Origin of the sequence: Immundisolibacter sp. (genome assembly GCF_041625615.1) — a bacterium.
Classification (GTDB): domain Bacteria; phylum Pseudomonadota; class Gammaproteobacteria; order Immundisolibacterales; family Immundisolibacteraceae; genus Immundisolibacter.
This window is the reverse complement of record NZ_JBFJTF010000011.1, coordinates 1-26,692: the sequence shown is the minus strand read 5'-3', so window position 1 is coordinate 26,692 and position 26,692 is coordinate 1. Positions and strand designations below refer to the sequence as shown.

General features: G+C 68.9%; 24 protein-coding genes. 21 read left to right on the top strand and 3 right to left on the bottom strand.

Annotated elements, in window-relative coordinates:
* The 3 genes from treS to glgB all read right to left on the bottom strand — a co-directional run.
* Window positions 1-1,595: maltose alpha-D-glucosyltransferase (gene treS, locus ABYX71_RS01820; RefSeq protein ID WP_372694332.1), on the bottom strand; the 1,595-nt coding region annotated here is incomplete at its 3' end.
* Window positions 1,592-3,622, bottom strand: coding sequence for an alpha-1,4-glucan--maltose-1-phosphate maltosyltransferase (locus ABYX71_RS01815; RefSeq protein ID WP_372694330.1), 2,031 nt, complete (start codon window positions 3,620-3,622; stop codon window positions 1,592-1,594). The genes ABYX71_RS01815 and treS, both read right to left, overlap by 4 nt.
* Before the next feature lie 5 nt (window positions 3,623-3,627).
* On the bottom strand, window positions 3,628-5,559 hold the full coding sequence (glgB, locus tag ABYX71_RS01810; RefSeq protein ID WP_372694328.1) for a 1,4-alpha-glucan branching protein GlgB: 1,932 nt from the start codon (window positions 5,557-5,559) through the stop codon (window positions 3,628-3,630).
* A gap of 209 nt (window positions 5,560-5,768) precedes the next feature.
* On the opposite strand from glgB, the gene rimO reads away from it, so the two are divergent.
* The 21 genes from rimO to phoU form a co-directional block, all read left to right on the top strand.
* On the top strand, window positions 5,769-7,097 hold the full coding sequence (rimO, locus tag ABYX71_RS01805) for a 30S ribosomal protein S12 methylthiotransferase RimO (protein WP_372694326.1): 1,329 nt from the start codon (window positions 5,769-5,771) through the stop codon (window positions 7,095-7,097).
* Window positions 7,098-7,154: 57 nt separating this feature from the next.
* On the top strand, window positions 7,155-7,787 hold the full coding sequence (gene msrA, locus ABYX71_RS01800) for a peptide-methionine (S)-S-oxide reductase MsrA (RefSeq protein WP_372694324.1): 633 nt from the start codon (window positions 7,155-7,157) through the stop codon (window positions 7,785-7,787).
* Window positions 7,788-7,808: 21 nt separating this feature from the next.
* On the top strand, window positions 7,809-9,734 hold the full coding sequence (locus tag ABYX71_RS01795) for a potassium transporter Kup (RefSeq protein ID WP_372694322.1): 1,926 nt from the start codon (window positions 7,809-7,811) through the stop codon (window positions 9,732-9,734).
* A gap of 133 nt (window positions 9,735-9,867) precedes the next feature.
* Window positions 9,868-11,169 (top strand): glutamate--cysteine ligase, encoded by a 1,302-nt coding sequence (gshA, locus tag ABYX71_RS01790; RefSeq protein ID WP_372694320.1) that lies wholly within the window; start codon window positions 9,868-9,870, stop codon window positions 11,167-11,169.
* Window positions 11,162-12,118, top strand: a complete 957-nt coding sequence (gene gshB / locus ABYX71_RS01785; protein ID WP_372694318.1) for a glutathione synthase — start codon at window positions 11,162-11,164, stop codon at window positions 12,116-12,118. Before gshA ends, gshB begins: the two co-directional genes overlap by 8 nt.
* A gap of 10 nt (window positions 12,119-12,128) precedes the next feature.
* Window positions 12,129-13,019 carry a TonB family protein gene (locus ABYX71_RS01780; RefSeq protein WP_372694316.1) on the top strand — a complete coding sequence of 297 codons (891 nt, stop codon included), beginning with the start codon at window positions 12,129-12,131 and terminating at the stop codon, window positions 13,017-13,019.
* Between the two features lie 60 nt (window positions 13,020-13,079).
* Entirely contained in the window at window positions 13,080-13,643 is a 564-nt protein-coding gene (locus tag ABYX71_RS01775; protein WP_372694314.1) for a YqgE/AlgH family protein, read from the top strand.
* Entirely contained in the window at window positions 13,640-14,056 is a 417-nt protein-coding gene (gene ruvX, locus ABYX71_RS01770) for a Holliday junction resolvase RuvX (RefSeq protein ID WP_372694312.1), read from the top strand. Before ABYX71_RS01775 ends, ruvX begins: the two co-directional genes overlap by 4 nt.
* Window positions 14,037-14,537, top strand: a complete 501-nt coding sequence (gene pyrR / locus ABYX71_RS01765) for a bifunctional pyr operon transcriptional regulator/uracil phosphoribosyltransferase PyrR (RefSeq protein WP_372694310.1) — start codon at window positions 14,037-14,039, stop codon at window positions 14,535-14,537. Before ruvX ends, pyrR begins: the two co-directional genes overlap by 20 nt.
* A complete protein-coding gene (locus ABYX71_RS01760) occupies window positions 14,534-15,523 on the top strand; it encodes an aspartate carbamoyltransferase catalytic subunit (protein WP_372694308.1) in 990 nt (329 codons plus the stop codon). Before pyrR ends, ABYX71_RS01760 begins: the two co-directional genes overlap by 4 nt.
* Complete coding sequence (locus tag ABYX71_RS01755; RefSeq protein ID WP_372694306.1) at window positions 15,516-16,802, top strand: dihydroorotase family protein; 1,287 nt, start codon at window positions 15,516-15,518, stop codon at window positions 16,800-16,802. The genes ABYX71_RS01760 and ABYX71_RS01755 overlap by 8 nt, the downstream gene beginning before the upstream one ends.
* Window positions 16,792-17,676, top strand: coding sequence for a dihydroorotate dehydrogenase electron transfer subunit (locus ABYX71_RS01750; RefSeq protein WP_372694305.1), 885 nt, complete (start codon window positions 16,792-16,794; stop codon window positions 17,674-17,676). Before ABYX71_RS01755 ends, ABYX71_RS01750 begins: the two co-directional genes overlap by 11 nt.
* Before the next feature lie 45 nt (window positions 17,677-17,721).
* The gene (locus ABYX71_RS01745; protein ID WP_372694303.1) at window positions 17,722-18,399 is read left to right on the top strand and encodes a dienelactone hydrolase family protein; all 678 of its coding nucleotides are present in this window, start codon (window positions 17,722-17,724) and stop codon (window positions 18,397-18,399) included.
* A gap of 257 nt (window positions 18,400-18,656) precedes the next feature.
* Window positions 18,657-19,346 carry a phosphate regulon transcriptional regulator PhoB gene (gene phoB, locus ABYX71_RS01740; protein ID WP_372694301.1) on the top strand — a complete coding sequence of 230 codons (690 nt, stop codon included), beginning with the start codon at window positions 18,657-18,659 and terminating at the stop codon, window positions 19,344-19,346.
* Window positions 19,347-19,349: 3 nt separating this feature from the next.
* Window positions 19,350-20,669, top strand: a complete 1,320-nt coding sequence (gene phoR, locus ABYX71_RS01735; RefSeq protein WP_372694299.1) for a phosphate regulon sensor histidine kinase PhoR — start codon at window positions 19,350-19,352, stop codon at window positions 20,667-20,669.
* A gap of 183 nt (window positions 20,670-20,852) precedes the next feature.
* A complete protein-coding gene (locus ABYX71_RS01730; RefSeq protein ID WP_372694336.1) occupies window positions 20,853-22,091 on the top strand; it encodes a putative porin in 1,239 nt (412 codons plus the stop codon).
* Between the two features lie 93 nt (window positions 22,092-22,184).
* Window positions 22,185-23,204 (top strand): PstS family phosphate ABC transporter substrate-binding protein, encoded by a 1,020-nt coding sequence (locus ABYX71_RS01725; protein ID WP_372694297.1) that lies wholly within the window; start codon window positions 22,185-22,187, stop codon window positions 23,202-23,204.
* Between the two features lie 156 nt (window positions 23,205-23,360).
* Window positions 23,361-24,314, top strand: coding sequence for a phosphate ABC transporter permease subunit PstC (gene pstC, locus ABYX71_RS01720; protein ID WP_372694295.1), 954 nt, complete (start codon window positions 23,361-23,363; stop codon window positions 24,312-24,314).
* On the top strand, window positions 24,314-25,234 hold the full coding sequence (pstA, locus tag ABYX71_RS01715) for a phosphate ABC transporter permease PstA (RefSeq protein WP_372694293.1): 921 nt from the start codon (window positions 24,314-24,316) through the stop codon (window positions 25,232-25,234). The genes pstC and pstA overlap by 1 nt, the downstream gene beginning before the upstream one ends.
* Window positions 25,235-25,251: 17 nt before the next feature.
* Window positions 25,252-26,058, top strand: coding sequence for a phosphate ABC transporter ATP-binding protein PstB (pstB, locus tag ABYX71_RS01710; RefSeq protein WP_372694334.1), 807 nt, complete (start codon window positions 25,252-25,254; stop codon window positions 26,056-26,058).
* Window positions 26,059-26,074: 16 nt separating this feature from the next.
* Window positions 26,075-26,692, top strand: a 618-nt coding sequence (gene phoU, locus ABYX71_RS01705; RefSeq protein ID WP_372694291.1) for a phosphate signaling complex protein PhoU, incomplete at its 3' end; no start/stop codon positions are given.

Below are 26,692 nucleotides of genomic sequence, written 5' to 3'. Positions count from 1 at the left end.
TGGCCGAGCAGTTCCACCGGCACCCGGCCGCGGAATTCGGCGAGGTTCAGTTCCACCGGCTGCGCCTGGCGCGACAGGTTGACCACGCACAGGATCTTCTCGTCCTGCCATTCGCGCACATAGGCCAGGATCTTGCGGTTGCCCGGTTCCAGGAAGCGCAGCGTGCCGCGGCCGAAGGCACGGTGGTTCTTGCGCGCGGCGATCAGGCGCTTGAGCCAGTTCAGCAGTGATGACGGGCTGCGCGTCTGGGCCTCCACGTTGACGGCGTCGTATCCGTAGATGGGGTCCATGATCGGCGGCAGGAACAGCCGCTGCGGGTCGGTGCGCGAGAACCCGCCGTTGCGGTCCGGGCTCCACTGCATGGGGGTGCGCACGCCGTTGCGGTCGCCCAGGTAGATGTTGTCGCCCATGCCGATCTCGTCGCCGTAGTAGAGGATCGGCGAGCCGGGGAGGGTCATCAGCAGGAAGTTGATGAGGTCGATCTTCTCGCGGTGGTTGTCCATCAGCGGCGCCAGGCGGCGGCGGATGCCGACGTTGACGCGCATGCGCGGGTCGGCGGCGTACATGCTGTACATGTAGTCGCGCTCGCGGCTGGTGACCATCTCCAGGGTCAGCTCGTCGTGGTTGCGCAGGAAGATGGCCCACTGGCAGTTGTCCGGGATGTCCGGCGTCTGCGCCATGATCTCGACGATGGGGTGGCGGTCCTCCTGGGCGATGGCCATGTACAGGCGCGGCATCAGCGGGAAGTGGTAGGCCATGTGGCACTCGTCGCCGTCGCCGAAGTACTCGCGCACGTCCTCCGGCCACTGGTTGGCCTCGGCCAGCAGCATGCGGTTGCCGTAATGGGCGTCGATGACCGCACGCATCTGGCGGATGACGGCGTGCGTTTCGGGCAGGTTCTCGTTGGAGGTGCCCTCGCGCACGCACAGGTAGGGGATGGCGTCCAGGCGCAGGCCGTCGACGCCCATGTCCAGCCAGAAGCGCATGATGCGGATCACCGCCTTCACCACGGCCGGGTTGTTGTGGTTCAGGTCCGGCTGGTGCGAGAAGAAGCGGTGCCAGTAGTAGGCCCCGGCGGTGTCGTCCCAGGCCCAGTTGGATTTTTCGGTGTCGGTGAAGATGATGCGGGTGTCGGCGAACCGGTGGTCGTCGTCGCTCCACACGTAGTAGTTGCGCTTGGACGAGCCCGGCGGCGCCTGGCGGGCGGCCTGGAACCACGGATGCTGGTCCGAGGTGTGGTTGATGACCAGCTCGGTGATCACCTTCAGGTGGCGGCGGTGCGCCTCGCGCACGAACTGCTTGAAGTCGGCGCGCGTGCCGTACTGCGGGTCGACGTTGTGGTAGTCGGCGATGTCGTAGCCGTCGTCACGAAACGGCGACGGGTAGAACGGCAGCAGCCACAGCGTGTTGACGCCCAGTTCCTTGAGGTAGTCGAGCTTCTCGGTCAGGCCGCGGAAGTCGCCGATACCGTCCTGGTTGCTGTCGAAGAACGCCTTCACGTGCAGCTCGTAGATGATGGCGTCCTTGAACCACAGCGGGTCGTGCCACCAGTCGGTGTCGGCGGCGGCGGGATGGGTGTCGCTGGCCGTGTTCATTGGAAGTAGTCGAAGTCGCGTTCGCTGCGCAGGCGCCGGCGCAGGCGCAGGATGTGCACGGGCGCCGCCGCCGGGTCGAGCTGCACGAAGTTGCGCGCGCCCTGCCACAGGTAGCGCGCGCCGGACAGCAGGTCGTGCGCCTGATAGGGCCGCTGCGGGTCGATGCCGAGGTCGGCCAGCGGCAGGTCGATCCAGCCGGTCTGCGTGTGGTGCGGGTCGAGGTTGGCCACCACCACGATCACGTCGCCCTCGTCGTCGTCCGGTGGCGATTTGCTGAAGCACAGCAGCAGGTCGTTGTCGACCGGGTGAAAGCGCAGGCTCCAGTCCGCCTGCAGGGCCGGGTTGTCGCGCCGGATGCGGTTCAGGCGGGTCAGGTAGTCGCGCAGGCTGTCCGCCCGGGTCAGGTCCCAGCGGCGCACCTGGTATTTCTCCGAATCGCGGTATTCCTCGCTGCCCGGCTCGCGCGGCGCGTGCTCGCACAGCTCGAAGGCCGGGCCGTAGACGCCGTAGCTGGCCCCCAGGGTGGCCGCCAGCGCGCCGCGCAGCATGAACGCCGCCCGCCCGCCGAACTGCAGGAACTCGGTCAGGATGTCCGGCGTGTTCGGCCACAGGTTGGGGCGGAAGTATTCGCGCGACGTGTGCTGGGCCAGTTCGGTGAAGTAGTCGGTCAGCTCCTGCTTGGTGTTGCGCCAGGCGAAGTAGGTGTACGACTGCGTGAAGCCGAGCTTGGCCAGGCGGTGCATGATGCGCGGCCGGGTGAACGCCTCGGACAGGAAGATGGCGTCCGGGTGGCGGCGCTTGACGTCGCCGATCAGCCACGCCCACAGCGCGAACGGCTTGGTGTGCGGGTTGTCGACGCGGAAGATGCGCACGCCCTGTTCGAGCCAGAAGTTCGTGACGCCCAGCAGTTCCTGCCACAGGGCCTGCCAGTCGTCGGTCTCGAAGTCGAACGGGTAGATGTCCTGATATTTCTTGGGCGGGTTCTCCGCATACTGCACGGTGCCGTCCGGTCGCCAGCGGAACCAGGCCGGGTGCTCGCCGACATAGGGATGGTCTGGCGCGCACTGGAAGGCCAGGTCCATGGCCAGTTCGATGCCGTGCTCGCGGGCCCGCGTCAGCAGGCGGCGGAAGTCGTCCAGCGTGCCCAGCTGCGGGTGCACGGTGGTGTGGCCGCCCTCGGCGGCGCCGATGGCCCACGGACAGCCGGGGTCGTCCGGTCCGGCCACCAGGGTGTTGTTGGGGCCCTTGCGAAAGGCGCGGCCGATGGGGTGTATCGGCGGCAGGTACAGCACGTCGAAGCCCATGGCGGCGATGTCCGGCAGGCGCTGTTCGGCGCCGGCCAGCGTGCCGTGGCTCTGGCCTTCGCGCAGGCACGAGCGCGGGAACAGCTCGTACCAGGCGGAAAAGCGTGCCCGCACGGGTTCGGCCCACACCGTCAGTACGGGCGCATGGGTGGCGGCGAAGCGCCGTTCGCCGTGACGGGCCATCAGCGCCAGCAGTTCGCCGTCGCTGGCCACCGTGGCGGCGTCCTGGGGCGCGGCGGCCAGCAGGCGGTCGGCCAGTGCGTGCAGGCGCTGACGGTCGTCGCCGTCGGCGCGCGCCGCGGCGGCCGCCAGGTGGCTGGCGCCGATCTGCTGCGCCAGGGCGATGTCCTGCGGGTCCTGCCGGCGCAGCAGGTCGTGCTGCCAGGTCAGGAACGGGTCGACCCAGGCGGTCAGCGTGTACTCGTACGTGCCCAGGGTGTCGACCGTGAAGCTGCCCCGCCAGCGGTCGTTGCCCACCGCCCGCAGCGGTGTTTCCCGCCACGGGTCGTCGGCACCGTGGCGGTGGCGCAGCAGGCAGCGCAGCACGTCGTGGCCGTCGCAGAAGATGTCCGCCTCGACCTGCACCGACTCGCCGAGCACGCGCTTGATCGCAAAGCGCCCGCCGTCGACGCATGGCGTCACGCCCTCGATGACCACCCGCTGACGGCCCTCGACCGTGATGGGCGGTGGGAGGGTGGCGTCGGTGCGCGTGGATGCGGGCATCGGGCTCAGCCCCCGTCGACCGGTTTCAGGTACAGCACCCCCAGCGGCGGCAACACCAGCGACAACGACTGGTAGTGGCCCTGCGCGGCCACGGGCGCGGTCTCGATCTCGCCCAGGTTGCCCACGCCGCTGCCGCCGTAGGTGGTGGCGTCGCTGTTGAGCAGCTCGCGCCAGCGCCCGCCGCGCGGCACGCCGACGCGGTAGTTGTGGCGCGGCACCGGGGTGAAGTTGCACACGACCAGCAGTATGTCGTCCGGGTCGGTGCCGCGGCGCAGGAAGCTGAGCACCGATTGCTCCCAGTCATGAAAGTCCACCCAGGCGAAGCCGTCCGGGGTGAAGTCCTGCGTGTACAGGGCCGGCTGCTGGCGGTAGCAGTGGTTGAGGTCGCCCACCCACTGCTGCAGGCCGCCGTGCAGCGGGTACTGCAGCACGTGCCATTCGAGGCCCTCGTCGTGCTGCCACTCGCGCCGCTGGCCGAACTCGCCGCCCATGAACAGCAGCTTCTTGCCCGGATGCGCCCACATGTAGCCGTACAGCAGGCGCAGGTTGGCGAACTGGCGCCACTCGTCGCCGGGCATCTTGCCGATCAGGGCGCCCTTGCCGTGCACCACCTCGTCGTGCGAGAGCGGCAGGATGAAGTTCTCGCTGAAGGCGTACCAGATGCTGAACGAGACCTGGCCGTGGTGGTGGCGGCGGTGGATGGGGTCGAGCTGGAAGTACTTCAGGGTGTCGTGCATCCAGCCCATGTTCCATTTGAGGCCGAAGCCCAGCCCGCCGGCGTAGCTGGGGCGCGACACCATGGGCCAGGCGGTGGACTCCTCGGCGAAGGTCTGCACGTCCGGATGGTCGCGGTAGACGGCCTCGTTCAGGCGGCGCAGGAAGGTCATCGCCTCCAGGTTCTCGCGCCCGACGTGGCGGTTGGGGATCCACTCGCCGTCGCGGCGGGCATAGTCCAGGTACAGCATGGACGCCACCGCGTCCACGCGCAGGCCATCGACGTGGTAGTGGTCCAGCCAGAACAGGGCGCTGGACAGCAAAAACGCCCGCACTTCGTCGCGGGCGTAGTTGAAGATGGCGCTGTTCCACTCCGGGTGATAGCCCTGGCGCGGGTCGGCGTGCTCGAACAGGTGCGTGCCGTCGAAGTAGGCCAGGCCGTGCTCGTCCGACGGGAAGTGCGACGGCACCCAGTCCAGGATCACGCCAATGCCGGCGCGGTGCAGGTGGTCGATGAGGTACATCAGGTCCTGCGGGCTGCCGTAGCGGGCGGTCGGCGCGAAATAGCCGGTGGTCTGGTAGCCCCAGGAACCGTAGAACGGGTGCTCCATGACCGGCAGCAGTTCGACGTGGGTGAAGCCGAGCGCCTGCACGTGGGCCGCCAGCAGCGGTGCCAGCTCGCGGTAGGTCAGCGGGCGGTCGCCCGCCTCCGCCGTGCGCCGCCACGAACCCAGGTGCACCTCGTACACCGCCATCGGCGCGTCGAGCGCATTGGCGCGGGCGCGCCGCGCCATCCAGTCGGCGTCGCCCCAGTCGTAGTCCAGCGACCACACGCGCGAGGCGGTGTGTGGCGGCGCCTCGCTGCACACGGCGAACGGGTCGGCCTTGTCCACCCGGTAGCCGTGGTAGCGCGAGACGATGTGGAACTTGTAATGAGCGCCGACCGTCGGGCCGGCGACGAAACCTTCCCAGATGCCGGACTGGTCGTCGCGGGCATGCAGCGGATGGGCGTCCGGGTTCCAGTCGTTGAAATCGCCGATCACCGACGCCCGCGCGGCGTTGGGCGCCCACAGCGCGAAGTGCACGCCCTGGCGACCGCCCTCGCTGCACGGGTGGGCACCAAGTTTTTGGTACAGCCGGGTGTGGGAACCCTCGCGGAACAGGTAGACGTCGTGTTCGGTCAGCCGGTGCGGCTGGCCGGTGGCGGGGTCCGTGTTCTGCATGCGGCGGTCCGGGTAGGCGGTTCCCCTTGCAGCAGTGCGGTCGGTACGGCAGTCGAGGCTACCCTACGCCAGTTGAAGGCAGGGTTTCAAACCGGCGTGTGGCGCAGTGCCCGGCGGTCGGCGGCGCGGTTCGGGTTCGGCGCCGGTTGCATGCTGCTAGAATCCGCGCCCTTGCGCCCACGTCATCCGGCCTTCCACGGCCCCGCTGCATGTCGCTTCCCACCATTGGTTTCGTCAGCCTTGGCTGTCCCAAGGCGCTGGTCGACTCGGAACGCATCATGACCGAGCTGCGTGGCGGCGGGTATGCGCTGTCGGACAGTTACGCCGGTGCCGACCTGGTGGTGGTCAACACCTGTGGTTTCATCGACGACGCCAAGCGCGAATCGCTGGATGCCATCGGCGAGGCGCTGGCCGAGAACGGCAAGGTCATCGTCACCGGGTGCCTGGGTGCGCAGGCCAGCGAGATTCTCGAGCACCACCCGCAGGTACTGGCGGTCACCGGTCCGCATGCCTATGCCGAGGTGGTGACCGCGGTGCAGCGGCACCTGCCGCCCCCGCCGCCGCGCGCGCACGACCCCTACGTCGACCTGCTGCCGCCGCAGGGGCTGCGCCTGACACCGCCGCACTACGCGTACCTGAAGATTTCCGAGGGCTGCAACCACCGTTGCAGCTTCTGCATCATTCCGTCGATGCGCGGCGACCTGGTCAGCCGTCCGATCGGTGACGTGCTGACCGAGGCGGAAGCCCTGGTCGACGCCGGCGTGCGCGAGCTGCTGGTGATCTCGCAGGACACCAGCGCCTACGGCGTGGACGTGAAGTACCGCACCGGCTTTCATGGCGGCCGGCCGCTGAAAGGCGATCTTGTGACGCTGGCGCGCGAGCTGGGCCAGCTCGACGCCTGGGTGCGCCTGCATTACGTCTACCCCTATCCCCACGTCGACGCGCTGATTCCGCTGATGGCCGACGGCCTGGTGCTGCCCTACCTCGACGTGCCGCTGCAGCACGCCAGCCCGGCCATCCTGAAGGCCATGCGCCGGCCGGCGGCGGTGGAGAACACGCTCGAGCGCATTCACGGCTGGCGCGCGGTGTGTCCGGATCTGACCGTTCGCAGCACCTTCATCGTCGGCTTTCCGGGCGAGACCGAGGCCGATTTCGAGGCGCTGCTGGCGTTCCTCGACCAGGCGCAGCTGGACCGCGTCGGCTGCTTCCCCTACTCGCCGGTGGCCGGTGCCGCGGCCAACGCCCTGCCGGGCGCGGTGCCGGAAGCGGTGAAGCAGGAGCGGCTCGCCCGTTTCATGGAGCGACAGGCCGCCATCAGCGCGCGGCGCTTGCAGGACAAGATCGGCCGCACCCTGGAGGTGCTGGTCGACCAGATCGGCGACGACGGCGCCATCGCCCGCAGTTATGCGGACGCGCCGGAAATCGACGGCGTGGTGTACCTGTCCGACGCCGAGGGTGTGGCGGTCGGCGATGTGCTGCTGGTGGACGTCGAGGACGCCGACGCGCACGATCTGTACGCCGTGCCGTCGCTGGTTTGAGCGCGGCCGGTCAGGCCGCGCGCCTATAATTTCGCTCTCACGCCTGCGGGGGGATGCATGCGTCTGTTCGGCAAATCGCTGGAGCTACCCACGCCGGAGCAGGCCTTGCCCGGCCGCGCGACCGCGATGCCGGTCGCTGACCGACACGTGGTGCTCGGACATCCGCTGCAGGGCCCCTTCCCGGTAGGGCTGCAGCAGGCGGTGTTCGGCCTGGGCTGTTTCTGGGGCGCCGAGCGGCGCTTCTGGCAGCAGCCCGGGGTATGGACCACGGCGGTCGGTTACGCCGGCGGCCACACGCCGAACCCGACCTACGAGGAAGTCTGCAGCGGCGCCACCGGCCACACCGAGGTGGTGCTGGTGGTGTACGACCCGGCGCAGATCCGGTACGAGGCGCTGCTGCGCGTGTTCTGGGAGAGTCACGATCCCACCCAGGGCATGCGCCAGGGCAACGACATCGGCACCCAGTACCGTTCCGCCATCTACACCTTCGGCGACGCACAGCACGCCGCCGCCGAGGCTTCCCGCGCCGCCTACGCCGCCGCCCTGGCGGGGGCCGGGTACGGGCCGATCAGCACCGAAATCGCCGCGGCCGGGCCGTTCTACTACGCCGAGGATTATCACCAGCAGTATCTGGCCAAGAATCCCGCCGGATATTGCGGCCTCGGTGGCACCGGGGTGCCCTGCGCCTGAGCGCGAGCTGAACGACACCTGATGAGTCAACCCCACGGAGCAACCGGCGTGCGCCGGCTCGGCCTGCTGAGCCTCGGCGCACTCGGCGTCGTTTACGGCGACATCGGCACCAGTCCCATCTACGCCCTGCGCGAGTGCTTCAGCCGTGGCGTCGAGCCGACCCCGGACAATGTGCTCGGCGTGCTGTCGCTGATGTTCTGGGCACTGACGCTGCTGATCACGTTCGAGTATCAGATGCTGGTGCTGCGTCACGACAACCGCGGCGAGGGCGGGCTGCTGGCGCTGCTGGCGCTGCTGCGTCCCCAGCGTCACATGCGCGGCCAGCGCCTGGGGGGCGTGATTCAGGCGCTGGCGGTGCTCGGCGCGGCGCTGGTGTTGTGCGACGGCGTCATCACGCCGGCGATCTCGGTGCTGTCGGCCGTCGAGGGGCTGACGGTGGCGGCGCCGCAAATGGCGCCGGCCGTGGTGCCCATCACAGTGGGCATTCTGATCGGCCTGTTCAGGCTGCAAAAACGCGGCACGGCCGGAATCGGCGCGCTGTTCGGGCCGATCACCGCGGTGTGGTTCCTGACCATGGGCGTGCTCGGCGCGCGCGCGGTGCTCGAGGCGCCGCAGGTGCTGGCGGCCGTCGATCCACGCTATGCCATCCAGTTTCTGGTGGAGCAGCGCATGACGGCGCTGGTGGTGTTGGGCGCAGTGTTTCTGGTGGTTACCGGCGCGGAGGCGCTGTACGCGGACCTGGGCCACTTCGGGCGCCGGCCGATCGTGCTGGCGTGGTTCGCCCTGGTGTTTCCGTCGCTGCTGTTGTCGTACTTCGGGCAGGGCGCGCATTACCTGACCCATCCGGGCACGGTGGTGCAGCCGTTCTTCGAGCTGGCGCCGCGGCCGCTGCTGTTCCCGCTGATCGCCCTGGCCACCGCGGCCACGGTGATTGCGTCGCAGGCGGTGATTTCGGGTGCGTTTTCCATCACCCGGCAGGCCATCCAGATGGGCCTGGTGCCGCGTCTGAAAGTGATCCAGACATCCGCCGCCACGGCCGGGCAGGTTTACCTGCCGGCGCTGAATGTGGTGCTGGCCATCGCGTGCATCATCGTGGTGCTGGCCACCCGCTCGTCCAGCGCTCTGGCGGTCGTGTACGGCCTGGCGATCAGCATCTCCCTGGTCATCACCACCGGCATGCTGTATTTCGCCCTGCGCTGGCGCGCGCGCTGGCCGGCGTATGCGGCGGCGCTGGTCACGCTGACCTTCCTCACGGTGGACCTCACGTTCTTTACCGCCAACCTGCTGCGCATTCCGCGTGGCGGATGGATCGTGCTGGTGTTCGGCGCGGTCATCTATGCGCTGATGCGCAACTGGGCGTGGGGGCGGCAGAACCTGATCGGCATGCTGCGCACCGAGACCCTGCCCCTGCCGACGCTGTTCTCGCGCCTGGCGCGAGAACGGGTGGCGCGCGTGCCGGGCGCGGCGGTGTTCATGACGGCGCCGAAGCTGGGTGCCCCGCCGGCCCTGCAGCACCACCTGCGCCATGCCCACGCGCTGCACGAGCGGGTGATTCTGCTGACGGTGGAAAACCGCGACACGCCGCGTGTGCCGCCCGACGAGCGCCTGCTGGTGGAGCCTTTGGAGCAGGGTTTCTACCGCCTGTTCGTGCGGTACGGGTTCGCCGAGAACCCCGACCTGCCGCGCGCCATGGAGGCGGCCGCGACCCAGGGGCTGACGGTTGATCCGACCGAGATTACGTATTTCATTGGCCGCGAGACGCTGATCGTCCCGCCGGACATGCATTGGCTGGACCGCCTGCGCGAGCGGTTCTATGTGTTCATGTTCCGCAACGCGCTGCGCGCCACCGACTTCTACCGCATCCCGCCGCGTCAGGCGGTGGAGATAGGCCTGTGGGTGGAGGCGGTGGTGCCGGGTCGCAGCCGGGAAGGGGCGTCGCGCAGTTGAGGCGGGCCTGGGCGTGAGTCGAGCGGCCCGATGGGCGCGGTGACGGCGCGTGTCGAAGGGCTGATCTCAGGCAGGCCGGGTGTCGCCGTCGCTGTGCTTCAATAGCCGCCCGTCCCGCGATCGCACTGACACCATGAACGACGTCTCGCCCGCCGCATCGCCGGTGCCGCATCTGATGACCAGCCTGACCGGCCCGTTGTTGCAGCTCGAGGCGCAGTTGCTGCACCGGCAGGTCGCCATTGAGGGGTGGTTCCGCGACCAGTTTCGCGCCACCCAGGCCCCCCTGTACTGCTCGGTCGACCTGCGCAATGCCGGCTTCAAGCTGGCGCCGGTGGACACCAATCTGTTCCCGGCCGGTTTCAACAACCTCGGCGAGCGTTCGCTGCCGCTGTGCGTGCAGGCCATGCAGAACGCCATTGAGCGCGTCTGTCCGCGCTCGTGCGGCGTGTTGCTGATCCCGGAAAGCCACACCCGCAACCAGTTCTACCTGGAGAGCGTGGCGGTCCTGAAGCGCATCCTGGAAAGCGCCGGTTACGAGGTGCGCATCGGCTCGCTGCTGGCGGAGTTGAGCGCGCCGCAGACGCTGTCGCTGCCGTCCGGCGCCAGCCTGCGCCTGGAGCCCCTGCAGCGCCACGGCGAGCGCGTCGGCGTGGCCGGTTTCGACCCCTGTTTCGTGTTGCTCAACAACGACCTGTCGGCCGGCCGGCCGCCGGTGCTGGAAGGCGTGGCGCAACCGGTGCTGCCGGCGCTGGCGCTGGGCTGGTCGCAGCGGCGCAAGTCGGTGCACTTCGGCCACTACCGTGACGTGGCGCGCGAGTTCGGCGCGCGCATCGAGCTCGATCCATGGCTGATCGACCCCTATTTCCGCCAGTGCGGCGAGGTGGATTTCCTGGCCCGCGAAGGTGAGGAGTGCCTGGCCGGCAACGTCGAGGTGCTGCTCGAATCGATCCGCCTGAAGTACCGTGAGTACGGCATCGACCGCGAGCCGTTCGTCATCATCAAGGCCGACGCCGGCAGCTACGGCATGGGCGTGATGACCGCCCGCAGCGTCGATGACGTGCGCGACCTGAACCGCAAGGAGCGCAAGCGCATGGCGGCCAGCAAGGACAGCCAGGCGGTGCGCCAGGTGATCATGCAGGAAGGCGTGTACACCTTCGAGACGGTCGGCGACCCGCCGGCGGTGGCCGAGCCGGTGGTGTACATGATCGACCAGCACGTGGTCGGCGGCTTCTACCGCGTGCACACCGGTCGCGGCGCGGACGAGAACCTGAACGCGCCGGGCATGCATTTCGAGCCGCTGGCCTTCGTCGAGCCGTGCAACACGCCGGACTGCGGCCAGGCGCCGGATGCGGCGCCGAACCGCTTCTACGCCTACGGCGTGGTGGCGCGGCTGGCGCTGCTGGCGGCGGCGCGGGAGATGGCTGCCCATGGCTGAGTATCGGGTCGGGGTCATCATGGACCCCATCGCCGGCATCAAGCCGAAGAAGGACACCACGCTGGCGCTGATGCTCGAGGCGCAGCGGCGCGGCTGCGAGCTGCACTACATGGAGCAGTCCGACCTGCTGATGCGCGACGGGCGGGTGTTCGCCAGCCGTCGCCTGGTCGAGGTGCAGGACGACCCGAAGCACTGGTTCAATTTTCGCGGCGAGGCGTTCGGGCCGTTGGCGGAGCTCGACGTCATCCTCATGCGCAAGGACCCGCCGGTCGATCAGGAGTACCTGTACACCACCTACCTGCTCGAACGGGCCGAGCATGCCGGCGTGCTGGTGGTGAACCGCCCGCAGGCGCTGCGCGAGGTCAACGAGAAGCTGTACACGGCCTGGTTCGGCCAGTGCACGCCGCCGACCCTGGTGACCAGTTCGGACCGGCACATCCGGTCCTTCCTGGACGAGCACGGCGACATCATCCTGAAACCGCTGGACATGATGGGCGGCGCGTCGGTGTTCCGGCTGCGCGAAGGTGATCCCAATCTCGGTGTGGTGATCGAGACGCTGACGCGCCACCAGGCGCGGCCGATCATGGCGCAGCGCTACATTCCGGACATCGTGCACGGCGACAAGCGCATCCTGATGGTCGACGGAGAGCCGGTGTCGCACGCCCTGGCGCGCATCCCGGCGGCCGGCGAGACGCGCGGCAACCTGGCCGCCGGTGGCCGCGGCGAGGGCCGTGAGCTGACCGACCGCGACCGCTGGATTGCCGCGCAGGTCGGTCCCACGCTGCGCGAGAAAGGGTTGCTGTTCGTCGGTCTGGACGTGATCGGCGACTACCTCACCGAGATCAACGTCACCAGTCCCACCTGCGCCCGCGAGCTGGACGCCCTGTACGGCCTGAACATCGCCGGCCAGGTGTTCGACGCCATCGAGCGGCGCCTGGCCGAGCGCTGACCGCGGCGGCATGAGCGACGCAGCGGCGCTGTCCATGCGTACAGCCGCTCCCATGCCGCCGGGGGCGCGGCTGACCGTGACCGTGCTGTATGCGCTGGCGGTGCATCTGGTGCTGGCGCTGGGCCTGCACGTGCGTCTGCCGCAGCCGCCGCCGCCCAGCGTGGCACCAACGCTGGAAATCACCCTGGTGCAGCGCGCGCCCGCCCAGCGGGCGCCCAAGGAGGCCGACTACCTGGCCGAGGTCAGCAGCGCCGGGGGCGGCAACCATTCGAAGCCGCGTGTCCCCACGACGGTGGCGCCGGGGCGCCCGCAGCCGGCGGCACCGGCCCCGGCGCCGGACCCGACGCCACCCGTGCCGGCGCCGGCGCCGGCCAAGCGGCAGCTGCTCACCAGCTCACAAGACAAGCCGGCGAAAGTGCAGGCCGCCCCTGAGTCGGGGCCGGCCGCACACACGCCCAGTGCCGAGGCTCTGATGAGCGGGGCGCGGCGGTACGCGCAGCTGCAGGCACGCCTGGACGCCCAGCAGCGCGCCTACGCCAAGATTCCGCGCGAGAAGTTCATCACGGCGCGCACGCGCGAGTACAAGTACGCGGCCTACATGGAGGCCTGGCGGCGCAAGGTGGAAGCGATCGGCCGGCTCAACTACCCGGCCGAGGCGCGCCGCCAGGGCCTGTCCGGCAGCCTGCGTCTGTCGGTGCGTATCGCGCCGGATGGCAGCCTCATCGACAGTGTCCTGCGCCGCAGCTCGGGCCACGCGGTGCTGGATCGCGCGGCGCAGGACATCGTGCGCCTGGCGGCGCCCTACGCGCCGTTTCCGCCGGACATCCGGGAAGAAGCCGACATCCTGGTCATCACCCGTACCTGGCAGTTCATCGACGGTCGGGCGCTGGCCGACAACTGAGTCGTCTCGGCGCCGGTGTTGTGCGGCGGGCCGACAGGACAGCGCTGCTAGAATGCCGCCATGCCCGATACCCTCGACCTGAGCCACCACTTGCTGATTGCCATGCCGACGCTGGCGGACGGCACGTTTCGCCAGTCGGTTACCTATCTGTGCGAGCACGGTGAGGGCGGTGCCCTGGGTTTGGTCGTCAACCGTCCGCTGCCGCTGAGCCTCGGCGAGTTGCTGGCGCAGGTCGGCCTGCAGGCCGCCGACTCGGCCATCGCGGGCCTGCCGGTCTACTCCGGTGGGCCGGTGCAGGACAACGCCTGCCTGATCCTGCACCGGCCGCTGGGACGCTGGGATTCGACCCTGGCGGTCACGGGCGAGATCGGTTTGACGGGCTCCATGGACTTGCTGGCCAGCATTGCCCGCGGTGTGGGGCCCGAGGATTTCCTGGTCTGCCTGGGCTATGCCGGTTGGGGCGCCGGCCAGCTTGAGCAGGAGTTGGCCGACAACGCCTGGTTGACTGCGCCCGGCCGGGCGGACCTGCTGTTTGGCATGGAGGTGGAGCAGCGCTGGCGCGCGGCGGCCGCCTCGATCGGTGTCGACCTGGACCTGCTGCCCGGTCGCGCAGGTCACGCGTGAGCGGTCTGGTGCTGGGCTTCGACTACGGCCAAAAGCGCGTCGGCGTGGCCACCGGCCAGGCGCTGACCGGTACCGCCACACCGCTGACGACGCTGGTCAATCCGCAGTTTGGCGGCTGGGGCGCGTTCGACGCGTTGCTGGCGCAGTGGCGTCCGCAAACGCTGGTGGTCGGCCTGCCGCTGGCCGCCGACGGCAGCGACACCACGGTCAGCCAGGCAGCGCGCCGCTTCGCCACCGAACTGGGCGACCGCAGTGGCCTGGCCGTGGCGCTGATCGACGAGCGGCTGTCCTCGCACGAGGCCGAGGCACGGCTGGCCGCCGACGGCAGACGCCCGCCGGCCATGCGTGAGCGGCGCGACGCCGTGGCGGCCGCCATCATTGTGGAGACCTGGCTTGCCGAACACGCCCACTGAGGCCGATCTGGCCGCCGCGCTGGAGCATCTGGCCACCGCCTGTGCTGCCCTCCGGCTGGACGATCCGCTGCTGGTCGGCATCGAGACCGGTGGCATCTGGCTGGCGCAATGGCTGCACCAGCGCCTGGGCCTGACCACGCCGGTGGCCGGCCTGGACGTTGGCTTCTACCGCGACGACCTGCAGCGTGCCGGACTCAAGTCCGCCGTGCGGCCGTCGTCGTTGCCGCCGAGCGTCGACAACCGGCAGATCGTGCTGGTCGACGATGTGCTGCACACCGGCCGTACGGTGTGCGCGGCGCTGCGCGAGCTGTTCGATTTCGGTCGCCCGGCCTGTGTGCGCCTGCTGGTGCTGGTCGACCGCGGCGGGCGCGAGTTGCCGGTGGCCGCCGATGCGGTCGGGCTGCAGCTGGCGTTGCCGGCCGACCGGCGCCTGCGCCTGTCCGGCCCGCAGCCGCTGCGCGCCACCGTGGAGCCGGCATGAACGCCGCGCTGGCGAAGCGCCTGGGCGCGATCCAGTACGACGCTCAGGGGCGTCTGCGCCACCTGCTGACGCTGGAAGGCCTGCAGCGCGACACCGTGGACGCGCTGTTCACGCTGGCCGACTCGCTGGTCGAGGTCGGCGGGCGCAGCATCAAGAGCGTGCCGCTGCTGCGTGGCAAGACCGTGGTGCTGCTGTTCTTCGAGGCGTCGACGCGTACCCGCACCACCTTCGAGATCGCCGCCAAGCGCCTGTCGGCCGACGTGGTGACGCTGGATGTGCCGGCATCGTCCACCAGCAAGGGCGAGAGCCTGCTCGACACCATCGCCAACCTCGAGGCCATGCAGACCGACGCCTTTGTGGTGCGGCACGCCGACAGCGGCGCGGCGCAGCTGATCGCCAGCCACGTGGCGCCGCAGGTGGCGGTGGTCAACGCCGGTGACGGCTGTCACGCCCACCCGACGCAGGCGCTGCTGGACCTGTACACCATCCGCCAGCACCGCGGCGGTTTCGAGGGGCTCAAGGTGGCCATCGTCGGCGACGTGCTGCACTCGCGCGTGGCCCGTTCGCAACTGGCCGGCCTGCGCCTGCTGGGCGTCGACGACATCCGGCTGGTCGGCCCGCCGACGCTGGTGCCGCCGCGTCTGGCGAGTCTCGGCGGGCGGGTCTGTCACGACCCGCGCGAGGGGCTGGACGGTGTCGACGTGGTGATGATGCTGCGCTTGCAGCGCGAGCGCATGACCGGCGGTTTCGTGCCCTCGGACCGCGAGTATTTCGCGCTGTACGGCCTGACCGAGGCGGCGTTGGCGGCGGCGCGGCCGGATGCGCTGGTGATGCACCCGGGCCCGATCAACCGCGGCGTGGAGATTGCCTCGGCAGTGGCCGACGGGAAGCGCTCGCTGATCCTGCCGCAGGTCACCAACGGCATCGCCATCCGCATGGCGGTGCTGGCGCAGACGCTCGGGCGCGGGAGTGGTGGCGATGAGTGACGCGACACGGCTGACGCTGCGCGGCGGGCGCGTCATCGACCCCGCCAGCGGCACCGACACGGTGGCCGACGTGCGCGTCGAGGACGGCCGCATCGTTGCCATCGGCCCGTTGCCGGACCACGGCGACGGCGAGGTGTTGGACGTGCGCGGGCGCTGGGTGCTGCCCGGGCTGGTGGATCTGGCCGGTCAGGTCGGCAGTCCGGATGCGCTGTCGCGGCGCGAGCTGCAGGCCGCCGCCGCCGGCGGCATCACGCAACTGGGCGTCATGCCGGCTCCGGCCGCCGGCTGGGACAATCCGGCGGTGATCGGGCGCCTGCGGGACGGTGCGCGGGCGCTGGGCCTGCTGCGCCTGGCGCCGGTCGGCGCCCTGACGGCGGGCCTGGGCGGCGAGCAGCTGGCGGAACTCGGCCTGTTGCGCCGGGCCGGTTGCCGCCTGGTCGGCCAGGGTGGCCAGCCGATCGGGGCACGCGTGCTGCGCCGCGGCCTCGAGTACGCGCACGGCCACGGGCTGACGGCGGTGATCGACGCCGAGGATGCCGAGCTGGCCGGCGATGGCTGTGTGCACGAGGGTGCGGTCGGTGTGCAGCTGGGCCTGACCGGCATTCCGGTGGCGGCCGAGGTGACCGCACTGTCGCGGGCGCTGGCGCTGGCCACCGCCTGTCAGGCGCGGGTGCATGTGCACGGGGTGTCGAGTGCCGCCGGCGTGGCACTGCTGCGGGCGGCCAAGGCCGCCGGCCTGGCGGTGACCGCCGACACGCCGGTGTGGAACCTGCATTTCACCGACGAGGATATCGGCGCCTATGCGCCGGCCTTCCACCTGCGTCCGCCGCTGCGCGAGGCCGGCGACCGCGCGGCGCTGCGCGCGGCGCTGGCCGACGGCACGCTCGACGCGGTCTGTTCCGATCACCGCGCGGTCGACGGCGAGGCCAAGCGGCGGCCGTTTGCCCGTTGCACGCCGGGCGCGGCGGGCTTCGAGGCCCTGCTGGCGCTGGTGCTGGAGCTGGTCGATGCCGGTGAGGTGCCGCTGCGGCGCGCGCTGGCGGCTCTGACCAGCGAGCCGGGAACGATTCTCGGGGATGGCGGGCGCCTGAGCGCCGGCGCCGTGGCCGATCTGTGCGTGGTGGATCCGCAGGCCCGCTGGACGGTGGATGCCGCCAGCTGGCACAGCGCCGGCCAGTGCACGCCGGCCTGGGGCCGCACGCTGCGCGGCCGGGTGACGCTGACCCTGCTCGGCGGCCGAACCGTCTACCGCCTGTCGGAGAATTCCCATGACCGCTGACGCCAGCATCCTGCTGCAGGATGCCGTCATCGACGCCAATACCGCCCTTCCCGGCGGCCATTACCTGCTGCGCCTGAACGCACCGGACATCGCTGCCCGCGCCCTGCCGGGACAGTTCGTGCATCTGCGCTGCGGGCCGCAGCTGCCGCTGCGCCGGCCACTGTCCATCCTGCGCGCGGATGCACGCAGCGGGCAGGTGGAGGTGCTGTACAAGGCGGTGGGCGTCGGCACCCGTGCGCTGACCCAGCAAGGCGCCGGGGAGGCCTTGAGTGTGCTGGGGCCGATCGGCCGGCCGTTCGCGCCCGATCCGACGCGTCCACGGGTGGTGGCCATCGGTGGCGGCGTCGGCATGCCGCCGGTGCTGTTCCTGGCGCAGACGCTGCGCGCCGCACCGTGGCAGCCGGTGTTGCTGCTGGGTTCCGAGGTGCCGTTTCCGTTTCAGCCGCGGCCGTCCACCCTGCTGGTGGACGGCATGCCGGCCGATACCATCGCCGCCCTGCCGCTGGCCGAGGACTGGGGCATTCCGAGCCGGCTGGCATCCGGGCAGGGGTTCGCCGGCTGCTTCGAGGGCCATGTCACGGACCTGGCCGGCGCGTACCTGTCGGCGCTCGACGCCGACGCCCTGGCGCAGACCCAGCTGGTGGCCTGTGGTCCGACGCCCATGCTGCGTGCCGCGGCGGCACTGGCGGCCCGTCACGGCTTGCCGGCCCAGCTGTGCCTGGAAGAGCATATGGCCTGCGGCGTGGGCGGCTGCGCCGGTTGCGTGGTGCCCCTGGAGACGCCAGCCGGGCCGGCCATGGCACGCGTATGCGTGGACGGTCCGGTGTTCGAGGCGGCGGCGGTCTACCCGGACGTGTTCGCGGCCGCCGGCTGACGGCGCGCGCCGCAGTCAATCCGTTCAACGCACAGGAGATTCCTCATGGGCGACATCACGATCAGTGCCGCTGACGGCAGCTTTTCCGCGTATCACGTGCCGGCTTCCGGACAGGCCGCTGGCAGCGTGGTGGTGATCCAGGAAATTTTTGGCGTCAACAGTCACATCCGTGCCGTGTGCGACCGTCTGGCACAGGCCGGCTTCAACGTGCTGGCGCCGGACCTGTTTCACCGCAGCGAGCCGGGCGTGCAGCTCGGTTACGGCGAGGCGGATTTCGGCCGCGGCTTCGAACTGATGCAGGCGCTCGACCACGCCAAGGCGCTGGCCGACATTGATGCCTGCATGCGTCACCTGCGTCAGGGCGGCGGCAAGGTGGGCGTGCTCGGTTTCTGCATGGGCGGCCTGCTGAGTTTTCGCAGCGCGGCCAACCTGGAGCCGGCTGCGGCGGTTGCCTACTACGGCGGCGGAATTGCCAACTTCCTGGGCGAGGCCGGGCAGATTCGCTGCCCGATCCAGTTCCACTTCGGCGAGAAAGACCATTTCATTCCGATGACCGACGTCGAGGCCATCCGCGAGGTGGCCGATGGCATCGATGAGTCCGAGCTGTATGTCTATCCGGCCGACCACGGCTTCAACTGCGACCAGCGTGCGAGCTACGACGCCGCCTCGGCGGCCACCGCCTGGCAGCGCAGCGTGGACTTTCTGCGCCGGCACCTGGGCTGAGCGTCGTCACCGGTCTGTCTTGGAACTGCAACAATCCTGTCGCCAAATGCCCGCGCTGAAGGGAGTTCTGGACCGTGCCGTGGACGGTGCCGTCCAGTGTGCCGGGACCGCCGCGCCGGCGGGACCGGCTCCGCGGCATCGGGCACGGAAGTGCGCGAGGCGCGGCGCGCCGTCCCGGGCGCTTGTTGCGGTGCCGTTGCGTGCCGCTGGCGGCCGGTGAGGGTTGGCCGCCGCCACCTCACTGACCGGGTTCAGCCATGTCCATACGCATCCTCATCGTTGAAGACGAGCCGGCCATCTGCGAGATGGTGACCTATGCCCTCGACGAGCAGGGCTATCAGTGCCAGCTGGCGCACGACACGCGTCAGGCACGCACGCGTGTGGCCGACGGCAACCCGGACCTGATCGTGCTCGACTGGATGCTGCCGGGACAAAGCGGCATCGAATTCGCGCGGGAGCTCAAGCGTGACCCCGGTACGCGCGACATCCCGGTCATCATGCTGACCGCGCGCACGCAGGAGGCCGACGTGGTCACGGGGCTCGACGCCGGTGCCGACGATTACATCACCAAGCCGTTCTCGCCGCGTGAGCTGTTGGCGCGCATCAAGGCAGTGTTGCGGCGCGGCGCGCCGCACGCGGCCGGCGAAGAGCTGGTGGTGGATGGCCTGCGCCTGGATCCGGTCGGCCACCGGGTGCAGGCCGACGGGACCGAGCTGAAGGTCGGGCCGACCGAGTTTCGGCTGCTGCAGTTCCTGATGGCGCATCCGGACCGCGTCTACAGTCGCGGTCAGCTGATCGACCAGGTGTGGGGCCGCAACGTGTACATCGAGGAGCGCACCGTCGACGTGCACGTGCGTCGTTTGCGCGAGGCGCTGGCGCCGGCGGGTCGCGACCGGCTGATCCAGACCGTACGCGGCGCCGGCTACCGCCTGTCGGGCAAAGACTGAGTTGTGATTCGCGGCGCCGGCGAGGAGATCGCGCTCGGTGGTGGCCTGTTGGCAACGGGTGCGCTGGCGGGCGCCGTGGCCGGCACGGCTTCGGTCGGCGCCTGTGTGGGACTGGTGGCCTATCTGGCGTGGCATGTGCGCAATGTGCTGCGTCTGCGGGCCAGCCTGCAGGTCGACGCCGAGACGCCGGAATCGATCGGCCTGTGGGGCGAGCTGTTCGACCGTCTGTATCGGACCCGCCGCGAGGCGGCGGCCATGCGCCGTCGGCTGGGCCTGATCGTGCAGCGGTTCGAGGAATCCAGCGCGGCGCTGCCGGACGCCGCCGTGCTGCTGGCCGAGGACGGCCGCATCGACTGGTGCAACGAGGCGGCGCAGCGCCTGCTCGGCCTGCGCACCCCGCGCGACCTCGGTCAGCGCATTACCAACGTGGTGCGACACCCGGCTTTCGGAGCGTATTTCAGCGGCGTCGGCGACCCCGCCGAGGGTGTGGAGTTTCCCTCGCCGAGCGGTGACGAGGTGGTGCTGCAGGCGCAGGTGGTCAGCTTCGGTCAGGGGCGGCGTCTGCTGGTGGTGCGCGACATCACCAAGGTTCGGCTTCTGGAGCAGGTGCGGCGCGATTTCGTGGCCAACGCCTCGCACGAACTGCGCACGCCGCTGACCGTCATCTTCGGTTTCCTCGAAGCCCTGACCGTGGAGCCGGACAACGTGCCGCAGCGCTGGCACCGGCCGCTGGAGCTGATGACCCAGCAGACCGTGCGCATGCAGCGCATCATCGATGACATGCTCATGCTGGCGCGACTGGAGGGCGACACCAGCCGCGCCAGCAGCGGTGACGTCAACGTGCCGAACATGCTGCAGCTGATCCGCAGCGAGGCGCAGGCGCTCAGCGGTGCGCGCGCGCACCGCCTGGAACTGGACGTCGATGACGGCCTGTGGCTGCGCGGCAGCGAACTGGAGCTGCGCAGCGCCTTCTCCAACCTGGTCAGCAACGCCGTCCAGCACACACCCGACGGCAGCCTGATCCGCCTGCGCTGGCGAGCCACGCCGGACGGTGGCGCCCGGTTCGAAGTGCAGGACAACGGCGAGGGCATTGCCGCCGAGCACCTGCCGCGTCTGTCGGAACGGTTCTACCGGGTCGACGCCAGCCGTTCGCGGGCGCGCGGCGGCACCGGACTGGGTCTGGCCATCGTCAAGCATGCGCTGGCCCGCCACGGTGCCGAGCTGACCATCCACAGCGCGCCTGGCGAGGGCAGCCGCTTCGGCTGCGTGTTTACGGCCGACCTGGTATGCCGCCACGGTGGGGCGCAACGCAGCGCCGGCTGACGCTGTTCCGGCGCCCGCCGGTCGCTCGCCGTCACATTTCCTGTCGTCGTGTAACGAATGCGTCACATAACGCTGTGACACTGCGCCCCGTTTCGCCGGCCACGGGCCGGGTGGATCGCGTCCCGGGCCCGCTTCGGCCCGGTTTGGTTTGGCGGCCAGATGCCGCCCGCACAACGCAGGGAGATTCGCATGCGTTCACTGACAGCAGGCATTTGCGGCGGGCTGCTGCTCGCCGCCGCCCCGGCCTTTGCCGGCAACGTCGACCAGAAGCTGCTGGACATGCTGCTGGCCAACGGTTCCATCACCGCCGCCCAGCACGCCGAACTGAAGGCGGACCTGGCCAGCGAGCAGGCCGCCAGCGAGCAGGCCAGCTCCGAACAGGTGGCGGCACTGCAGGACAAGCTCGGCTGGGCCCTGAAGACCCAGCTCCAGGGGGACGTGCGCGTACGGTACGAGAACGTCGAGATCGAGGATCTGCCGGACACCAAGGACAAGGATCGCCAGCGCATCCGGGCCCGTCTGGGCGCCTATACCGAGATCAACCCGGAAGTGGACACCGGCATCCGCATTGCCTCGGGTAGCGACTCGGACGCCCGTTCCACCAACCAGAGCCTGGACGACTACTTCGAGAAGAAGCAGCTGTGGCTGGACCTGGCCTACATCGACTACCACCCGGAAGCGGTGGCCGGCCTGCACGTGATCGGCGGCAAGATGAAGCAGCCGTGGGAAGCGGTGGGCGACATCGTCTGGGACGGCGACATCAACCCGGAAGGCGCGGCGGTGACCTACAGCACCGACCTGGGCGGTGCCGAGCTGTTCGGTAGCGCCGGGTACTTCGTGCTCGAGGACAATGTCGACGGCGAGGGTGTGCAGTTCAAGCACGACGCACGCCTGTACTCGGGCCAGATCGGTACGCGTATCGCGGCGACCGACGACATCAACGTCCTGCTCGGCGGCAGCATTTACGCCTACGACAACGACGAGGACAGCATGTTCCTCGCCGTCAACGGCAACACCACCGACGAGTTCCGCCTGTACGAGGCCTTCGGTCAGGTCGACTTCGGCGGCCTGCCGCTGCCGCTGTCCCTGTACGGCCAGTACGTGAAGAACAGCGCCGCGCGTGGCGTGGATGCCGATCAGGACGAAGCCTGGCTGGTCGGTTTCATGACCAAGCTGGCCGGTGTCAAGCTGGACTACAACTACCGCGACGTGCAGCGCAACGGCGTGGTGGGTGGCTTCACCGATTCCGATTTCGCCAACGGCAAGGTCGGCGGTCGCGGTCACAAGGTCAAGGCGAAGTACGACATCAACAAGAACTTCGCCTTCGGGGTCACCTACTTCATGACCGAGTCGGATGTCGCCAGCGTCACCGACGACGCCAGCGTCGATACGCTGCAGGTGGACTTCGAGGCCAAGTTCTAAGCTGGCTGTCTCCCGAGCGTCATGCTCGTGGCGCATAGTGCGCCACGAGCTGGCGAAACGATGCTTCGCTCATAAGCCCAAGGAGTGTTCACGATGAAATACGTTTCCGATTCCCTGAAGGCCGCGGCCCGGGTGGCTGGCCTGGCGGGCGTAGTCGGCGCCGGCCTGCTGTCCAGCGCGCACGCGGCCGAGCTGATTCAGATCGACGGTTCCAGCACCGTGTATCCGATCACCGAAGCGGTGGCCGAGGAGTTCCAGTTGAAGTCCGGTGGCGACATCCGGGTGACGGTGGGCATTTCCGGTACCGGTGGTGGCTTCAAGCGCTTTTGCCGTGGCGAGACGGACATCTCGAACGCCTCGCGGCCGATCAAGGAAAGCGAGATGAAGCTGTGCGCCGAGGCCGGCATCAAGTTCTTCGAGCTGCCGGTGGCCTTTGACGGCCTGACCGTGGTGGTCAACAAGGAAAACGATTTCGTCGACTACCTGACCGTCGCCGAACTGAAGAAGATGTGGGAGCCGGCCGCGCAGGGCAAGGTGACCAACTGGAACCAGATCCGTTCCACCTTCCCCGACATGCCGCTGAAGCTGGCCGGTCCGGGTGCCGATTCCGGCACGTTCGACTACTTCACCGAGGCGGTGGTCGGTGAGTCCAAGGCTTCGCGTGGCGACTTCCAGGCGTCCGAGGACGACAACGTGGTGGTGCAGTTCGTGTCCCGCGACAAGGGCGCGCTGGGCTATTTCGGCCTGGCCTACTACGAAGAGAACAAGGACAAGCTGAAGGCGGTGCCGATCAAGGCCGACGCCGAGGCCGAGGCGATCATGCCGTCGGTCAAGACGGTCAACAACGGCACCTACACGCCGCTGTCGCGCCCGATCTTCATCTACGTCAAGGACGCCTCGGTCAAGCGTCCGGCGGTGCGTGATTTCGTCGACTTCTACCTGACCGAAGGCGGCGAGCTGGCCAAGGAAGTCGGCTACGTCGACCTGCCGGCCGATGCCTACGAGCTGGCCCGTGACAACGTCAAAAACGGCAAGCTCGGTACCGGTTTCGGTGGCGAGGCCGAGGTTGGCCTGTCGGTGCAAGAGCTGCTCCAGCGCGAAGGCCGGCTCTAAGGACTAGGAACGAACGCGGGACCAGGGCGCGTCCACGTGGTGGCTGACCGCCACGCGGGCGCGCCCTGGTGACGTATGTCGGTGCCGCATTGTTGAGACGCATTGCCCAGTCGGTCGCCACGATCAGGTAAAGTTTGCCGCCCCCGGTCTACCGCCATGTCCTCAGTGTCCTCCCAAGTGATTACCGCCGAAGCGACCCCCGAGCCGCAGGCAAACCGCTTTGAACGCCGTGCATGGCGCCATTGGGGCGAGCGCCTGATAGAAGCCGTACTGTTTCTGGCTGCCTTCTCCGCCGTGGCGGTGACGGTGGCCATCGTCGCCATTCTGGTGACCGAATCGCTGGCATTTTTCGAGCATGTGCCACTGTCGGAATTTCTGACCGACACGCAGTGGACGATCATGTTCGCCGACAAGCATTACGGCGTGCTGCCGTTGCTCGCCGGCACGCTGACGACGACCGGCGTGGCGCTGTCCCTGGCGGTGCCGGTGGGCACCGTGTCGGCGATTTATCTGTCCGAGTTCGCGGGGCATCGGACGCGTGAAATCGTCAAGCCGACGCTCGAGTTGCTGGCCGGTATTCCGACCGTGGTGTTCGGGTACTTTGCGCTGCTGATGGTGACGCCGGCGCTCCAATACTTCATGCCGGACCTGCCGGGCTTCAACATGCTCGGAGCGGGCCTGGTGATGGGGGTCATGATCATTCCGTACGTGAGTTCGGTGGCCGAGGACGCCATGCGCGCCGTGCCCATGCACATGCGGGAAGGCTCCTACGCCATGGGTGCGACACGTCTGCAGACGGCGATCAAGGTCGTCATGCCGGCGGCAACATCGGGCATCGTCGCGGCCTACATCCTGGGCATCTCGCGGGCCATCGGCGAGACCATGGTGGTTGCGGTGGCTGCGGGCCAGCAGCCGAACTTCACGTTCGATCCGCGCGAGTCCGGTGCCACGATCACCGCCTTCATCGTGCAGGTTGCGCTCGGGGATCTCCCGCACGGCAGCCTGGAGTATCAAAGTATCTTCGCTGTCGGCCTGGTGCTGGTCCTGATGACGCTGTTCTTCAACGTCGTCGGCCATCTGGTGCGCAAGCGTTTCCGTGAGGCCTACTGATGGCTTACGACGCTCAGACCGTGCGACGCCTGGTGGCGCGCGGTAAACATTGGGACAAGGTGTTCGTCATCATCGGCCTGTTGAGCCTGATGGTCGGCGTGCTGACCCTGGCGGTGCTGCTGGCGGGGCTGATCCACGACGGCGCCGGGCGCCTGAACCTGGATTTCTTCAGCAACTTTCCGTCGCGTCGCGCCGAGCGGGCCGGCATCCTCAGCGCGCTGGTGGGCTCCAGCCTGGTCATGCTGGTGACTGCGCTGGCGGCGATCCCGCTCGGGATTGCCGCGGGTGTCTACCTGGAGGAGTACGCGCGCAAGAACTGGCTGACGGAGATCATCGAGATCAACGTCACCAACCTCGCCGGCGTACCGTCGATCATCTACGGCCTGCTGGCGTTGGGGCTGTTTGTGTATGCCTTCGACTTCGGGCAGAGCATCCTGTCGGCCGGCCTGACCCTGGCGCTGCTGATCCTGCCGGTGATCATCGTCGCCACGCGCGAGGCCATTCGGGCCATTCCCGGCACCATCCGCGAGGGTGCCTACGCGCTGGGCGCCACGCGCTGGCAAACGGTGCGCGACCATGTGGTGCCCTACTCCACCGGTGGCATCCTGACCGGCGTGATCATCGGTCTGGCACGCGCCATCGGCGAGACGGCGCCGGTGATCACCATCGGTGCGTTGACGTTCATCGCCTTCCTGCCGGAGGCGCCCGTGGGCGGCGAGTTCCCGTTTATCTCCTTTGAGTGGTTGAGCTCGCCGTTCACGGTCATGCCGATTCAGATGTTCAACTGGTTATCGCGCCCGCAGGCGGCCTTCCAGGAGAACGCCGCCGCCGCCGGTATGGTGCTGGTGGTGCTGACGCTGCTGATGAACGCCCTGGCCATCTGGCTGCGCCTGCGCTATCGCAAACGGATCAAATGGTGAAGGAGACGGTCATGGAGATGTCAGCCAACGAGCTGGCCGGGCAGAAGACCGGTGTCGAGCTGTCGGCGCTGAAGGCCGAGGCCCGGAACCTGAATTTCTATTACGGCGACATGCAGGCGCTCAAGGGCGTTAGCCTGCCGGTGGCCGAGCGGCGCGTGACGGCCCTGATCGGCCCTTCCGGCTGCGGCAAGTCGACCTTCCTGCGCTGCTTCAACCGCATGCACGACCTGTACGACGGCAGCCGCTATGAGGGCGAAATCGTCTTCCAGCCCGATGGCGTCAACATTCTCGAGCGCAGCGTGGACCCGATCGAGGTGCGCATGCGCATCGGCATGGTGTTCCAGAAGCCGAACCCGTTTCCGAAGTCGATCTTCGAGAACGTGGCGTACGGCCTGCGCGTACGCGGCGAGCGCAGCCGGCGTGTCATGGCCGAGAAGGTGGAGGCCGCGCTGCGCGACGCCTCGCTGTGGGACGAGGTGAGCGACCGTCTCGACGACATGGCCTTCAACCTGTCCGGCGGTCAGCAGCAGCGGCTGTGCATCGCCCGCGCCTTGGCCACCGAGCCCGAGCTGATGCTGTTCGACGAGCCGACTTCGGCGCTGGACCCGATCGCGACCGCGAACATCGAGGAGCTGATCCACCGCCTCAAGGACAAGGTGACCATCCTCATCGTTACCCACAACATGCAGCAGGCGGCCCGTGTGTCGGACTACACCGCCTTCATGTACCTGGGGGAACTGGTCGAGTTCGGCGACACCAACCTCATCTTCACCAATCCAAAATCGAAGCAGACCGAGGACTACATCACCGGTCGTTACGGTTGACGGCGGAGGCACTGCCATGACACTGGGCAAAGACGACATCGGCCACCACATCTCGCAGCAGTACAACCAGGATCTGGAGAACCTGCGCAGTCACGTGCTGCACATGGGTGGCGTGGTGGAGCGGCAGATCGCCGACGCCATCTCGGCGCTCGAGGATGGTGACACGCAGCTGGCGGCCTCCGTGGTCGGCGGTGACCTGCAGGTCAACGCGCTGGAACTGAACCTGGACGAGGAATGCAGCCGCATCCTGGCGCGCCGTCAGCCGGCGGCTGGCGACCTGCGCCTGATCTTCGCCGTCATCAAGACCGTCACGGATCTGGAGCGTATCGGCGACCAGGCCGAGCGGGTGGCGCGCACGGTACTCGAGTTGGCGAACCTGGATCCCGGGCGTTCACGCCCGCCGATGCGGCACATGGGCGAGCTGGCGCGCCGGCTGCTCAACAAGGCGCTCGACGCGTTCGCGCGCATGGATGTCACCGCGGCGCTTGAAGTCGAGCGCGAGGACCTGGCGGTCGACCAGGAGTACGAGGCGGTGTTGCGCCAGCTGGTCACCTACATGATGGAAGATCCGCGCACCATCACCTGGGCGCTGAACCTGGTGTGGGCGGCGCGGGCGCTCGAGCGCATCGGCGAT

What these genes read in the sequence shown, in the direction of transcription:
- ABYX71_RS01815 (WP_372694330.1), bottom strand. Translation starts at nt 3,622, where the DNA reads ATGCCCGCATCCACGCGCACCGACGCCACCCTCCCACCGCCCATCACG.
- glgB (WP_372694328.1), bottom strand. Translation starts at nt 5,559, where the DNA reads ATGCAGAACACGGACCCCGCCACCGGCCAGCCGCACCGGCTGACCGAA.
- rimO (WP_372694326.1), top strand. Translation starts at nt 5,769, where the DNA reads ATGTCGCTTCCCACCATTGGTTTCGTCAGCCTTGGCTGTCCCAAGGCG.
- msrA (WP_372694324.1), top strand. Translation starts at nt 7,155, where the DNA reads ATGCGTCTGTTCGGCAAATCGCTGGAGCTACCCACGCCGGAGCAGGCC.
- ABYX71_RS01795 (WP_372694322.1), top strand. Translation starts at nt 7,809, where the DNA reads ATGAGTCAACCCCACGGAGCAACCGGCGTGCGCCGGCTCGGCCTGCTG.
- gshA (WP_372694320.1), top strand. Translation starts at nt 9,868, where the DNA reads ATGAACGACGTCTCGCCCGCCGCATCGCCGGTGCCGCATCTGATGACC.
- gshB (WP_372694318.1), top strand. Translation starts at nt 11,162, where the DNA reads ATGGCTGAGTATCGGGTCGGGGTCATCATGGACCCCATCGCCGGCATC.
- ABYX71_RS01780 (WP_372694316.1), top strand. Translation starts at nt 12,129, where the DNA reads ATGAGCGACGCAGCGGCGCTGTCCATGCGTACAGCCGCTCCCATGCCG.
- ABYX71_RS01775 (WP_372694314.1), top strand. Translation starts at nt 13,080, where the DNA reads ATGCCCGATACCCTCGACCTGAGCCACCACTTGCTGATTGCCATGCCG.
- ABYX71_RS01760 (WP_372694308.1), top strand. Translation starts at nt 14,534, where the DNA reads ATGAACGCCGCGCTGGCGAAGCGCCTGGGCGCGATCCAGTACGACGCT.
- ABYX71_RS01755 (WP_372694306.1), top strand. Translation starts at nt 15,516, where the DNA reads ATGAGTGACGCGACACGGCTGACGCTGCGCGGCGGGCGCGTCATCGAC.
- ABYX71_RS01750 (WP_372694305.1), top strand. Translation starts at nt 16,792, where the DNA reads ATGACCGCTGACGCCAGCATCCTGCTGCAGGATGCCGTCATCGACGCC.
- ABYX71_RS01745 (WP_372694303.1), top strand. Translation starts at nt 17,722, where the DNA reads ATGGGCGACATCACGATCAGTGCCGCTGACGGCAGCTTTTCCGCGTAT.
- phoB (WP_372694301.1), top strand. Translation starts at nt 18,657, where the DNA reads ATGTCCATACGCATCCTCATCGTTGAAGACGAGCCGGCCATCTGCGAG.
- ABYX71_RS01725 (WP_372694297.1), top strand. Translation starts at nt 22,185, where the DNA reads ATGAAATACGTTTCCGATTCCCTGAAGGCCGCGGCCCGGGTGGCTGGC.
- pstC (WP_372694295.1), top strand. Translation starts at nt 23,361, where the DNA reads ATGTCCTCAGTGTCCTCCCAAGTGATTACCGCCGAAGCGACCCCCGAG.
- pstA (WP_372694293.1), top strand. Translation starts at nt 24,314, where the DNA reads ATGGCTTACGACGCTCAGACCGTGCGACGCCTGGTGGCGCGCGGTAAA.
- pstB (WP_372694334.1), top strand. Translation starts at nt 25,252, where the DNA reads ATGTCAGCCAACGAGCTGGCCGGGCAGAAGACCGGTGTCGAGCTGTCG.